Origin of the sequence: Deminuibacter soli (genome assembly GCF_003412455.1) — a bacterium.
GTDB lineage: Bacteria > Bacteroidota > Bacteroidia > Chitinophagales > Chitinophagaceae > Deminuibacter > Deminuibacter soli.
Map to the genome: position 1 here is coordinate 136,904 of NZ_QTJU01000002.1, position 12,419 is coordinate 149,322.

The window sequence follows — 12,419 nt, forward strand, 5'->3', positions numbered from 1 at the left end:
AACGGGATACAAAATGCCGGGTAAATCAATGTGTTGCTGCTATTACATCTGCAAGGCGCAAGTGCCCGATTTTTGTCAACAGCGCTTAATGAAGGCTTTACATAAAAAAGGAATATGTTTTTACTGCATCAATTTAAAATTTGATGCCCGGTAGTTAAGCTACAACTACTTCATACAGAAATAGAGGGCAATAACCGATAGTATCTGCATACAAATTACCACTGAAAGTCTCTTAATGCCATTTACTTTGAACGGGCTGAATATATAGGCTATTGCAGATAAAAAATACACAGCCAATGCCAATCCTACAACTACTACCAAGTTCGGGCCTTCAGGGTCATTGAAAAAGAAGAATAGCATGCTGGAGCAGATGATGGCTGTTGCTGCCAAAATCAGCAGCGAAATCTTTTTCGACCTGAAATATAGATTTGCGATGTTATCAGCTGCATTCATGGGGTAAGCATTTACTCAAATATAATAATCTCATAAGCGGAATTACCATGCTTTTTCCTGTATTTTTAATAGTTAGCATTTTACAAACAAATGCACGTATAAAACGGTACTGCAAATTGTAATATATAATAGAAAGAAAGCCATTTCATAACTCAATTATGAGGTGGTTTAGAAACCGGAATGTAGCCCGGTAGGCAGCAAAAAATATCCCCCCATTACCCCCTTAACCAATTATAACGCTTTTGCGGATTCATCACAGAACAAATGGAAACAACATAAACTAAAATAAAAACCATGAGAGCAATTAATCCCTGGATCAACTTCAATGGCAATGCCGAAGAAGCATTCACTTTTTACAAATCGGTGTTTGGCGGCGAGTTTACAAAGATCACCCGTTTTAAAGACTTGTCAGGCCCCGAGTTTCAGGTAGCCGAAGAGGAAGCAAATAAGATCATGTACATCGGCTTGCCGCTAGGCAAAAACAATGTGTTAATAGCCAACGATATTCCCGGGTTTATGGGGCAGGTAAGTGAGAATGAAAACCGGTCTAAAATATATGTGAATGCCGAAAGCCGCGAAGAAGCAGATAAAATATTTAATGGGTTATCAGCAGGGGGAGAAGTGGAAGGACCCATTGGTGACAGTCCATGGGGTACCTATGCCGGAATGTTCAGGGATAAATATGGCATTGAATGGATTGTAGAGTTTGACCCGGGTTATAAGGGGTAGGGTTAGTATGAAAACAATTATATAGGAAAAGCAAAGAGGGGCTTCCAATTTAACAATTGAAAGTCCCTCTTTTGTGCCCAGAACAATAACAGTCTCAAATTCGAGCCCGTTAACTCTGTGCCTGGGCGACAGTAATCTCATCATCTGGAGAACCAGGGGATGAAATCTTTGAGCAAATGGCCTTTATTAGGTTGATCAATGAGGGTAGATATGTCAAATCACCCAAACCGTAATTGTTGTAATACTCAGGCCGTAGATGTCATATGATTATATTCAATTGCAAAGCATTCTTAAAATATTTGTTACTAGGCTATTTTATGAATTTATTTTGGCTGATCTGCTGTGGGTTTTCGTGAACTTATCTTGTATATCCAATGACTGAATTAAAAGCCCAGGAAGCCTTCTTTGCAGATTACAATAAACTGGAAGGCAAGGAATTTAAGCCGGCAGCAGGCTGGAAGCTAAGAAAGCGCAGGCCTTGATCCAGCAGAGATGAGTGACAGGCTGCAGTAACGACAAACCATAACGAGCGACGACAACTGAAACAAACTACGAAAACTATTTCAACCTAAGCTGGACGGTGGTTTTGCGCTTGTGCAGGGATGTGATAAAAGGATCTTGATAAAGGGGTTTGCCTTTGGGGCTGACCAGGTTTAAGGCCTTGGCCAGGGAAAGGCTGGTGCGGGCACTTTTCCGGTGTGCCTTTAACCAGGCATCACGGGAGGCCTGCAGTCCCTGCTCATACTGCCGGATAGTTTCATTGATCAGCTGCAATTCCCCCTTATAATCCTTCTGCTTGCGCAGTAAAATAAGCAGCCGGCTCACCACTCGGTTATCATCCGGCACCTGGGCATGCATCCGCTGGTAGGTAGCAATCGCTTCTGCGATGCTCCCCTTTGCCTCGACTGCCCGGGCGTCGGCCAATGCCTGTCCGCTGATAATCTTTCTTGCCATACCGTTACCGGTGCAACCGGCATACCAAATTAAACACGATAACGGCGTCGCCACGACGCCGGCCACTTCATAGTTAAAGAAAACCCGTTTCCTTAATTATGGGAATCTATAATTAAAATTCCCGTCCGTCGGCTTGTTTCCAGCGAACTCTAATCTATTTTCATGTAACCTCAATTCATTTTCATGTAATTCTAGCAAATTCTAATCTATTTTCATGTAACATCAATTCATTTTCATGTAACTTTAGGGAATTATAATCTATTTTCAGGTAGTCGTAATTTGCTTTCAGGTAATCTAAAGGGAGAGTAATCTGTTTTCAGGTAAGCCCAAGCTGAACCCAAGGGAAAACCTGATAATTGATCGAATTTCAACAGGCTTAATCACTTATCGGCAAATTTATTAACTCATGCAAAACATTACCGGATGGAACCAATACCCGTAGGTGGACAATGGCTAAAGGAAAAATTTAGGCTGGTAAATTTTACCCTAACGCATAGTTCCTATATCGCTGACAATGCCAGTATGCACCTAACTGCACTGGGGAATGTAGAAAGATACTTTATAAAGACATACCAGGTAAACGATCCTCAAGATGCATTGCATCATATAGAATTTTACCTCAAATATGACGATCTCGATCTTGATTTCTTACACGCGGTTTTCGCCAACATTCCAGACAATGCAATTGCAGCGTTTATTGACAAAACCCCAGCAGGAAAGCCTGAACGTAAAATCGGATATCTATATGAGTATCTATGTCAACATACGCTACCGGTAACCAAACCAACAACAGGCAATTATTTTGACCTGTTAGACAGCGACAAATACTATGTAGGCGGCATCATCAGAAGTACTCGTTGGCACGTGGACGATAACATGCTTGGAGATCGTCGATACTGTCCAATCATCCGGAAAACGAGTGAACTCAAAAAACTACTCAGTAAGGATTTGGCAGCAGAGATAAATGAATTGAAAAGCAAATACGGGAATGAAATATTTGATCGAGCCACGAGCTACTTATACACAAAGGAAACCAGATCATCGTATCAAATAGAGAAGGAAACACCATCTCCAGACCGTTTACAAAAATTTATCAGCATTCTCACCAAGGCCGGCAGTCAGCCAAACGCCGCATTACTAAGCAAAGAGCGGCTCGTCTTATTACAGAATGCAATTGTAGATTCACGCTATGCTAGCAAAGATTATCGGAATTTTCAAAACTATGTAGGTGCATCCGCTGGATTTGGACGCGAGGATTACCATTATGTTTGTCCGCCGCCAGAAATTGTACAAGAATTGATGGAAGGCTTGCAAATAGTTGCCGATAGAACATCGAATAAATTGCCGGCAGAGATAAGAGCGGCAATGCTTTCATTTGGATTTGTATTTATCCATCCCTTTGAAGATGGCAATGGCCGCTTACACCGTTTTCTGATACATGATGTATTAGCACTAGATGGCAAAGTGCCGGAAGGCGTCATCATACCTGTCTCCGCACATATGCTCAATAATATGAGAGCCTATGACGGGGCATTGGAAAAATACTCAAAACCACTTATTGATCGCATAAAAATAGAAACGACTGTAGACACAGGAATAATCATCAAAAATGCCGATCAAGTTAAAGGCTACTTTCGTTACCCTGACTTAACAGCGCAATGCGCATACCTGGTTAATGTTATTCATCAGACGATCACGGAAGATATGCCTGAAGAATTGGATTTTCTCATCAGATATGACGACATCAAAAAAGCAGTGCAAAACATTGTCGACATGCCTGATGCCAAACTCAGAAAATTATTAAACTTTTTGCACGGTAACAAAGGCTTGTTTCCCAAAAGAAGGCGAGACGAATTTAGAGAACTTACAGATGATGAAATAAAAAGAATGGAAGCAGCATACCACGACATTTTTGACACTTTGTAATGCTATAATGCAATTCAATTTCTTTAATTAGATTTCGCACGTAGGCCCAAGTTATGTTTCACTGGAAAGTGCATTAGTATACTGGCGACTTACCCCGGAGCAGGTTTTTGAAATAACATCAGTAACAACCAGGCGAGCGCAAACCTATCACACGCCAATTGGAAGATACACTTATACCCATCTACCACTTCCATATTATGCATTCGGACTACAACGTGTAATGTTGACAAGTACACAAGCAATCCACTGCCAGCTTGAAAAAAGCTTTATGTGACAAGATCGTAACCACGTCAGGATTGCGCCTAGCCCAAATATCGAGACCTCAATACAGGATTGCCAAATAAACTTGCCTGACCACGCCAGTAGCCTACCATTTCTGATGTAATTAGCTCCCTCAAAATTTGCTCTTTAATAGCACCATTCTCATAAGTCGCCACTGGAGGTCCAAAATAGCAATTCCAATTTGCAATGCCGTAGTCGCTTTCTTCATATAGTGAAAATGCAATGACATCAGCCAACGCTTCATTACTTACTATATCCTCAGTTCCCAGAGAAAGACGAAGTAAGGTCGCCACAGCATGATCCTCTGTAAACTTTTGAGTGGAAGTCTCAATTTTGGTAAGCACACCAATAACCGCATCCTTTTGCTTACTTTGTAGGTCTGTATCCATGATTACAATTGTTATATCGAAAATAAATCTTCCGAAGTGCGATTCTTGCAGTTTATATCTTATGCACATTTTCAAAATCCTATCTGAATTATATGCGATCTATTAGCTGTTGTGTTGTGTACCCCACAGCACCATTAAGTAAAAAAGCGAATTGCCTTTGATATGTTGTAATTAATTCACTTTTGGGCTCTCTCACGTCAATGACGTAAACCGGCTTATCATAGACCAAATAATTATTTTTTATCAAATCGTTGATTCCTTCATCTTGAAATCCATATCCGACAATTACTAGCTTGGAGGCATCTACTAGATTTTCCTTAAATTTAAAAATTTTTTTGGCAAGCGCCTACGGCGCGGCTACCAGCCGATATGCTATTTTTAATTATTCATTCCGAGCGAGATATGGGTTTGTGAAAAGCAAAGGGCAGATAAGGGGAAAACCGCACTGGCGCTATAAGGAAAGTGAAATTGCTGGCGAAAAGAAAAATTGATTATGCGTTAAACAAAGAGATAGGTTACTCTTCCCGCGCCATCAGGGTGATGGCGATGAATGGAGCGTCGCAACGGCGGCCGAACCACGGCGCTCCAGCTCGCCGGCAAAACAAAAGCCACGCATCTGCGCGGCTTGCATGATCAATAATACTCCCATGTATCGTTAAGAAAGACTGTCGCAAACACCCCTTTCCAAAGTCCCAAGCGCACCTGAAATCTCTCCCGGTGAAGGCATAGCTTTACCGGACACTTAATGACTAAAACGAATCAAGCGTATGAAAACAAAACAGAAGATCTGGGCCAATTTCAGTGTGAAGAATGCGGCTGCTACCAATGAATTTTATAAGCGGGTAGGCTTTACCTCTAATGGGTACAATAAAGACCTGAAGCTCGCCAGCTTCCTTTTCGGTGAAGATGATTTTGTGATCCATTTTTTCGAAGAGGGGTCACAGATAGATGAATTTCTTAAGCCTGGATCACTAACGACCAGTGAAATCATTTTTACCCTATCTGCAGATACAGAACAGCAAGTGAATGAATTTGCAAATAAAGTGAAGGTAGCAGGAGGCACGATCTTAAAAGAGGTAAGAAGAGATGAAGCCGGTTATTATGGCTTTGCTTTCGCAGACCCGGATGGCCATAAATTCAACGTGCTGCTCATGGATAATATGTGATTTAATGGTAAGCATGATGACATTGCGGTAAATTCTTTGTTTCCGTTATGTAAGCAAACATAAAAGGCTGACCAATTATTGATCAGCCTTTGTTTCTATAGAGTGATTATCACCTGCTAATTGCCTTTGTATTCAGCGTCCGTAAGCCTTTTGAGCCAAACTGTCTTCCCTTTTTGCATGGGTGTAACACCAATGTAGGAAAAACTGCTATCCGGTGTGGCGCCATGCCAGTGCTCCACACCAGGCAAACATTCAATAACCTCACCTTTATGCACCACCCGCACCGGCTTACCACGTTCCTGGTAATAACCGGCACCACCTGTAACCAGCAGGAACTGGCCTGCAGGATGATAGTGCCAATCCAGCTTTGCACCGGGCGCAAATGTTGCCTGTGCGAGGCTGATGTTTAGTGCGCTATCCGGTTTATTTAGTTCTGTGAGCCATACCGTGCCGGTATGATTATCGGTGGTAGACACTTCCCCTTTGGGAAATACAGTATTATCCTGCGCAATCAACCTGGTGGCGGATAGCAACAGTACGAACAGTGTGGTGGAAATTAACTTCGTCATTATGATTTGTTTTATGCAGTAAAGAATATGAACTATGGCTGTGGCGAATGCGGCGCTGCTGCTGCAGCCTTTTCCATGGCATCCAGCCTTGCTTTTTTAGGATCGGTTTGGCCAACGGCTTTGCCATCCGGCTGAAATACCATCAGGCCATTCTTTGCAGGATCAAACGCAGGCCAGTCAGGAAGCCCGCTGCCATTGGGATTACCGGTTTTGGCAAAGTTAGTCCAATACGCATTCATGACCTTGGCTACGGCTTGATCTTCAGGCGTCATAAGGGCACCATTCGGGCTACGCAGGTTATCAAACACGTAAGCAATTTCAGAGGCATGGGCTGCCCCATACCGCATGAACTGTTGCATGGAAGCTGCGACATAACCAAACTGGTAAACATAGGCTGGTGCCCCTTTTGCGACAAATGCCCTGGCGGTGAACCGTGCCGGTTCTGCCCACACCTTATCGGTGTTAACCATGGTAAGCAGCTTGGGTAGCTCAGTATTGCCATCCGGATGTAACCAGGAAACGCCCCGCTGCCAAATACAAAACCACCGCCATGTATCCATACCATCACGGGCAGTTTGGCGGTAGCAGGTGTGCCGGCAGGCAACCATACATTCAGGAACAGGCAATCTTCGCTGGACCGTTTAGAGATGGAATCCGCACCTCGTGGAAAGGCTGCCTGTGCGCATTCTGCGCAGAACTGGCTGGCATCACGCACACCGGCCCAGGGCTTTACCGGCTGTGGTGGGCGCCAGCGGTATTCGCCCACCGGAGGGGCCGCATACGGAATGCCTTTAAAGCTGGTCACGCCGCTGTCGGTCACGCCCCGGAGTACTCCTGAGTTTACACGCACCTGTGGGCCATGCGTAGTATCACGGGGCTGCGCGTATAGGCCGGCTGTAATAGACAGGCAAAGGATTATCGAAAAAAGTTTCATGATGACAAGGTTTGATGATGAGCTACAGTGCAGTAGGTCTTCTCCTGCATACGCAATAAAGATCCCCGCATTTTTGCAGGTATCCTTTAGACAGATTCCGGATTTATTTACCATTTTTCCTGATACCGTGCGCTCCAGCCGCCAGGATGGGTATAAACAAAAAAGACCGGTTAAATAATAACCGGTCACATATGGAGATAGTGTTAGTATACGTTGGAATATTTTAATTCGCAAGCCGGTATTCCTGTGGGGTACAGCCGATCTTTTGTTTGAATAACCGCGTAAAGTGTGCCTGGTACTTAAATCCCAGCTCTGCCGCTATCTGGCTTAGGGACTTGGTAGGATCAAAGATCTTTTGCTTAGCCACTTCCATGATCTTAGCCTGGATATAATCCTGTGCGGATCTTCCGGTCTCCTTCTTCACCAGGTCGCCAAAGTAATTGGGCGACAGGTTTAGCTCGCCAGCAAAATAGGACACGGAAGGCAGCCCGATGGTGGAGGTCTTATCTGAAACAAAATAGTCGTTGAGCATTTGTTCAAACCGCGCCAGGATTCCCTTATGGACATGTTCACGGGTAATAAACTGCCGTTCGTAGAAGCGCGTGCAATAATCCAGGAACAGTTCAATGTTGGAGGCAATGAGCTTTTTGCTGTGCTTATCAATAGGCCGCTGCAACTCATATTCAATTTTGGCAAAACAGTCCAACACGATCTGGCGTTCTCTTTCAGAGAGGTGCAATGCCTCGCGCGTCTGGTAGGCAAAAAAGCTATAGTCATTGATGTGCCTGCCAACGGTAGTACCCAGCAAAAAGTCGGGATGGAAAACCAGTGCATGGCCTTTAGGCTGGTAGGTTTCCCCGTTGCTGTTAATGCCGGCCACCTGGCCGGGTGCTAAAAAGACCAGCGTGCCTTCCTGGTAATCATAGGTATCACGCCCATAGGACATATCACCGCATTTTAATTCTTTTAAAAAGATGGTATAAAACCCAAAGTACATGCGGTGGCCCTGGCGGGGGCTGGCTTTAGAGAGGTCTACCACGCTTACCAGCGGGTGCAGGGTTTCGTTATTGTTAAAGGCGTTGTATTCGCCTACTGTATTGAATCGCAACATATTATCCATAATACCACCATTGAGCTACCTAAAAGTACAGCATATTTTACCCATTTTCCGCAGCCTGGCGTCTGATCAGTAATCAAGGTAAAAAGTGCAGTAATTCGGGTAAACACTCCCTTGGAAATTAGCCTGACCTTTGTGTAGTGATACTGGCGTACCAGCCCATCAACCAGGCCCCACCAGGCACAACAAGTGTATTTTACTCAAATGGTAACAGTTATCGCAGGCGCAAAGGCGGGCACGGTTTCACCGGCCCATAACCGATAAGATACGTAAAGACTAAAAAAATTATATGCAAAAAGTTAAGCTCAATAATGGCGTAGAAATGCCCATCCTGGGTTTCGGGGTGTTCCAGGTAAAAGACCTGGCCGAATGTGAAAGAAGTGTGATTGCAGCGATTGAAAGCGGCTACCGCTTAATTGATACAGCTGAATCCTACATGAACGAAGAGGCTGTTGGCAGCGCCATCAAGGCCAGTGGTGTACCGCGGGAAGAACTTTTCATTACCACCAAACTATTCATTAAATCCAATGGGTACGAGGGGGCGATGAAGGCTTTTGAAAAATCGCTAAAGAAACTGCAGCTTGACTACCTGGACCTCTACCTGATACACCAGCCCTTTGGCGATGTATACGGCGAGTGGCGTGCGCTGGAAGAATTGTACCGCCAGGGAAAAGTACGGGCCATTGGCGTGAGTAATTTCCAGTCCGACAGGCTAATTGACCTGATCATCCACAATGAGATCGTGCCAGCCGTTAACCAGGTGGAAACACACCCGTTTCACCAGCAGCATGAGGCGCATACGTTCATGCAGGATAACAACGTGCAGATTGAATCCTGGGGCCCGTTTGCGGAAGGCAAGAATGATATTTTTAAAAATGAACTGCTGGCTTCCATCGGTGCCAAATACAATAAATCCATTGCCCAGGTAATCCTGCGCTGGCTGACACAGCGTGGTGTGGTGGCCATACCCAAATCGGTGCGTAAAGAGCGAATGGAAGAGAATATCAACATCTTCGATTTTGATTTAAGTGCAGCGGATATGGAAGCGATCAAAACACTGGATACTGCCAGCAGCGCGTTCTTTGACCACCGCGATCCGGCCATGGTTAAATGGCTGGGCGAAAGAAAGCTGGAGGACTAGTGCCGGGCTACCCGGGCATGCCTGTAGTAATGCAGACATGCATAACAATATAAATCCGATCACAAAATGAAAAAAAGACAATTAGGAAATAGCGGATTAGAAGTGTCTGCACTGGGCTTTGGTTGCATGGGACTGAGTTATGGCTATGGCCCCGCCGCTGATAAGACCGAAGCTATTAAGTTGCTACATGCTGCCGTGGAACGCGGTGTTACTTTCTTCGATACAGCAGAAGCCTATGGCCCGTTTGAGAACGAAGAACTACTGGGTGAAGCATTAGCGCCCTACCGGGACCAGGTAGTTATTGCTACCAAGTTTGGTTTCAAGGAAGGTAAACCGGCCCTGGGCACAGACAGCCGCCCGGAACGCATCCGGGAAGTAACCGAGGCTGCATTAAAACGGCTGCGTACAGACCGGATAGATTTGTTGTACCAGCACCGGGTAGATCCCAATATACCCATGGAAGACGTAGCAGGCACAGTAAAAGACCTGATCGCGGAAGGCAAGGTCAAATACTTTGGGCTTTCAGAAGCGGGTGTGCAGGCCATTCGCAAAGCGCATGCGGTACAACCTGTGACTGCACTGCAAAGTGAATATTCGCTGTGGTGGCGGGAACCGGAAGAAGAGATCCTGCCTACCCTGCAGGAACTGGGTATTGGCTTTGTCCCTTTTAGTCCACTGGGTAAAGGCTTCTTGACCGGGGCGATCACCGCGCAAACGGCATTTGACAAAACAGATTTTCGTAACACGGTCCCGCGCTTCTCCGAAGAAAACCGCAAAGCCAACCAAGGCCTGGTAGATAAACTCACGCAGCTTGCGGCTGACAAAAACGCCACACCAGCACAGATTGCACTGGCATGGCTACTGGCACAGGCCCCCTGGATCGTACCTATACCTGGTACGACGAAGCTGCACCGATTGGAAGAGAACCTGGGCGGGGCCGCCATTACGCTCACGGAGACAGATTTGGGCATTATCAAAAAAGCATTGGATGAAATTGAAGTCCATGGGCATCGCTATTCTGCGGATGCACAAAAACTGCTGGGGCGTAAATAATTGTTGACACCAAATAAATCAAACATAAAGACCATGAAAAAACTTATGCTGCTTACTGTATTGCTTACTGCTGGCACGCTCTTTTGTAGTGCCCAGGCAGATCTTCCCAGCGCTCCTGGAACGCCTTCCAAGGCACAGCAGGAAATCCTCGATCTATCAAAAACGAAATGGTCCTGGATGGCCGATAAGAACGTGGATTCGCTTAACACGCTATTCACGGATAAATGCGTGTTTGTTCATATGGGCGGTAGCTGGGGCAAAACCCAGGAGCTGAGCACGATTAAAGGCGGTATGATCTGGTATAAAAAGGCTGCGGTGTATGGTGCTTCGGTGAACATTTTTGACAACACCGCTATCCTGTTAAACGACATTGATCTTTTAGCAGTGGTCGGCGGCAATGAAGTGGTGCATTCCTTTATGGTAACGGAAGTTTACCTGAAAGAAGACGGCAAATGGAAGATGGGTTCCTTAACGTTTTCACAACTGCTCCGGCCCGTAAAGATGACCACCAATACCCCGCAACACTAAAAGCATAAAAACATGAATCGTCGAAACCTGTTAAAGACCGGTTTAACCTTCGCTGGTGGCACACTGTTGGCTGCTGGCAGTAGCGCACACAACCTGGCAACAGCCCCGTCCACAGAAACGCCGAAGGCATCACCTGGCCGCAGAAAGCTGGGGGGCCAGCTGGAAGTTTCCGCGATTGGCCTGGGCGTACAAAATATGTGGCGCACTTACCAGACCACGATCCCTTCACGACCGGAGATGATTAACATCATCCACAAAGCTTATGACCACGGTGTTACGCTGTTTGATACAGCAGAAGCCTACGGGCCATTTGAAAGCGAACGGATACTGGGCGATGCGGTAAATCCTTCCGGGATAAAATTGTCATTGAAACAAAATATGGTTGGAATATCGATCAGCAGACTGGCCAGCGTCTGCCTGGCTTAAACAGCAAGCCGGATCACATCAAACAAGTGGTGGAAGGCATGTTAAAGCGCCTGCGGACGGATCGCATTGATTTGTTATACCAGCACCGGGTAGATCCTGCTGTGCCCATTGAAGATGTGGTAGGTGCGATCAAAGACCTCATGCAGCAGGGTAAGGTACTGCACTACGGGCTTTCAGAGCCTGGTCCGCAAACCGTACGCAGGGCGCATGCTATTCACCGGGTGACCGCTATTCAAAATGAATATTCCCTGTTGTGGCGCGGGCCGGAAGAAACGATCCTGCCGCTTTGCAAAGAACTGGGCATCGGCTTTGTATGTTGGAGCCCGCTGGGCGTAGGTTTTACCACCGGAGCCATTGATGCCAATACGCGGTTTGCGCAAGGAGACATTCGGGGTATAGAAGAACGCTTTTCACCAGACAACCTACCCAATAATTTGGCGCTGGTAACACTACTCAAAACCTGGGCAGACCGCAAAAACGCCACTCCCGGTCAGGTATCACTGGCATGGCTACTGGCGCAGCAGCCTTGGATTGTTCCCATACCAGGTACAACACAGATGGCGCACATGCTGGAAAACAGCGCTGCTGCTGATCTGAAGTTTTCTGCCGATGAGTGGAAGGAGTTTAACGCAGCGTTGGCGGGTATTACAATCAAAGGTTTAAGGCTTCCGCAGGCGGTGTTAAACTTCTCTAATGTGGAAGCACCACTCAAAAGCTAAGATGAGCTGCCAGCTGGAGAGCGGCTCTTCTTT

12 protein-coding genes and 2 pseudogenes are annotated in these 12,419 nt (G+C 45.8%); 7 read left to right on the forward strand and 7 right to left on the reverse strand.

Features of this window, described 5'->3' with window-relative positions:
* Positions 1 to 165: 165 nt before the first annotated feature.
* Positions 166 to 453 carry a hypothetical protein gene (locus tag DXN05_RS06930; protein ID WP_147313852.1) on the reverse strand — a complete coding sequence of 96 codons (288 nt, stop codon included), beginning with the start codon at positions 451 to 453 and terminating at the stop codon, positions 166 to 168.
* A 294-nt stretch (positions 454 to 747) separates the two neighbouring features.
* Here DXN05_RS06930 and DXN05_RS06935 point away from each other — a divergent pair, with 294 nt between their 5' ends.
* On the forward strand, positions 748 to 1,182 hold the full coding sequence (locus DXN05_RS06935; RefSeq protein WP_116846526.1) for a VOC family protein: 435 nt from the start codon (positions 748 to 750) through the stop codon (positions 1,180 to 1,182).
* Between the two features lie 558 nt (positions 1,183 to 1,740).
* Here DXN05_RS06935 and DXN05_RS06940 read toward each other — a convergent pair.
* Positions 1,741 to 2,136, reverse strand: a complete 396-nt coding sequence (locus DXN05_RS06940; protein ID WP_116846527.1) for a hypothetical protein — start codon at positions 2,134 to 2,136, stop codon at positions 1,741 to 1,743.
* Between the two features lie 423 nt (positions 2,137 to 2,559).
* Here DXN05_RS06940 and DXN05_RS06945 point away from each other — a divergent pair, with 423 nt between their 5' ends.
* Positions 2,560 to 4,062 carry a Fic family protein gene (locus DXN05_RS06945; RefSeq protein WP_116846528.1) on the forward strand — a complete coding sequence of 501 codons (1,503 nt, stop codon included), beginning with the start codon at positions 2,560 to 2,562 and terminating at the stop codon, positions 4,060 to 4,062.
* 302 nt (positions 4,063 to 4,364) lie between these two features.
* Here the strand turns inward: DXN05_RS06945 and DXN05_RS06950 are convergent, their stop codons facing one another.
* The gene (locus DXN05_RS06950) at positions 4,365 to 4,733 is read right to left on the reverse strand and encodes a hypothetical protein (RefSeq protein WP_147313853.1); all 369 of its coding nucleotides are present in this window, start codon (positions 4,731 to 4,733) and stop codon (positions 4,365 to 4,367) included.
* Positions 4,734 to 5,500: 767 nt separating this feature from the next.
* On the opposite strand from DXN05_RS06950, the gene DXN05_RS06955 reads away from it, so the two are divergent.
* Positions 5,501 to 5,899: a VOC family protein gene (locus tag DXN05_RS06955; protein WP_116846530.1), complete on the forward strand. Its 399-nt coding sequence runs from the start codon at positions 5,501 to 5,503 to the stop codon at positions 5,897 to 5,899.
* A gap of 116 nt (positions 5,900 to 6,015) precedes the next feature.
* Here DXN05_RS06955 and DXN05_RS06960 read toward each other — a convergent pair whose 3' ends face one another.
* The 4 genes and pseudogenes from DXN05_RS06960 to DXN05_RS06970 form a co-directional block, all read right to left on the reverse strand.
* Entirely contained in the window at positions 6,016 to 6,468 is a 453-nt protein-coding gene (locus DXN05_RS06960) for a cupin domain-containing protein (protein WP_116846531.1), read from the reverse strand.
* Positions 6,469 to 6,500: 32 nt separating this feature from the next.
* Entirely contained in the window at positions 6,501 to 7,076 is a 576-nt protein-coding gene (locus DXN05_RS24890; protein WP_211330012.1) for a carboxylesterase family protein, read from the reverse strand.
* Positions 7,001 to 7,516: pseudogene (locus DXN05_RS25230) on the reverse strand (carboxylesterase family protein); the annotation flags it as partial. The pseudogene DXN05_RS25230 and the gene DXN05_RS24890, both read right to left, overlap by 76 nt.
* A 109-nt stretch (positions 7,517 to 7,625) precedes the next feature.
* Positions 7,626 to 8,522, reverse strand: a complete 897-nt coding sequence (locus DXN05_RS06970) for a helix-turn-helix domain-containing protein (protein ID WP_116846532.1) — start codon at positions 8,520 to 8,522, stop codon at positions 7,626 to 7,628.
* Positions 8,523 to 8,808: 286 nt separating this feature from the next.
* On the opposite strand from DXN05_RS06970, the gene DXN05_RS06975 reads away from it, so the two are divergent.
* The 4 genes and pseudogenes from DXN05_RS06975 to DXN05_RS06990 all read left to right on the forward strand — a co-directional run bounded on the left by DXN05_RS06975 (position 8,809) and on the right by DXN05_RS06990 (position 12,386).
* Complete coding sequence (locus tag DXN05_RS06975) at positions 8,809 to 9,660, forward strand: aldo/keto reductase (protein WP_116846533.1); 852 nt, start codon at positions 8,809 to 8,811, stop codon at positions 9,658 to 9,660.
* A gap of 66 nt (positions 9,661 to 9,726) precedes the next feature.
* A complete protein-coding gene (locus DXN05_RS06980) occupies positions 9,727 to 10,713 on the forward strand; it encodes an aldo/keto reductase (protein WP_116846534.1) in 987 nt (328 codons plus the stop codon).
* A 33-nt stretch (positions 10,714 to 10,746) separates the two neighbouring features.
* Complete coding sequence (locus DXN05_RS06985; RefSeq protein WP_116846535.1) at positions 10,747 to 11,241, forward strand: nuclear transport factor 2 family protein; 495 nt, start codon at positions 10,747 to 10,749, stop codon at positions 11,239 to 11,241.
* A gap of 195 nt (positions 11,242 to 11,436) precedes the next feature.
* A pseudogene (locus tag DXN05_RS06990) lies at positions 11,437 to 12,386 on the forward strand (aldo/keto reductase).
* Positions 12,387 to 12,419: the final 33 nt, after the last annotated feature.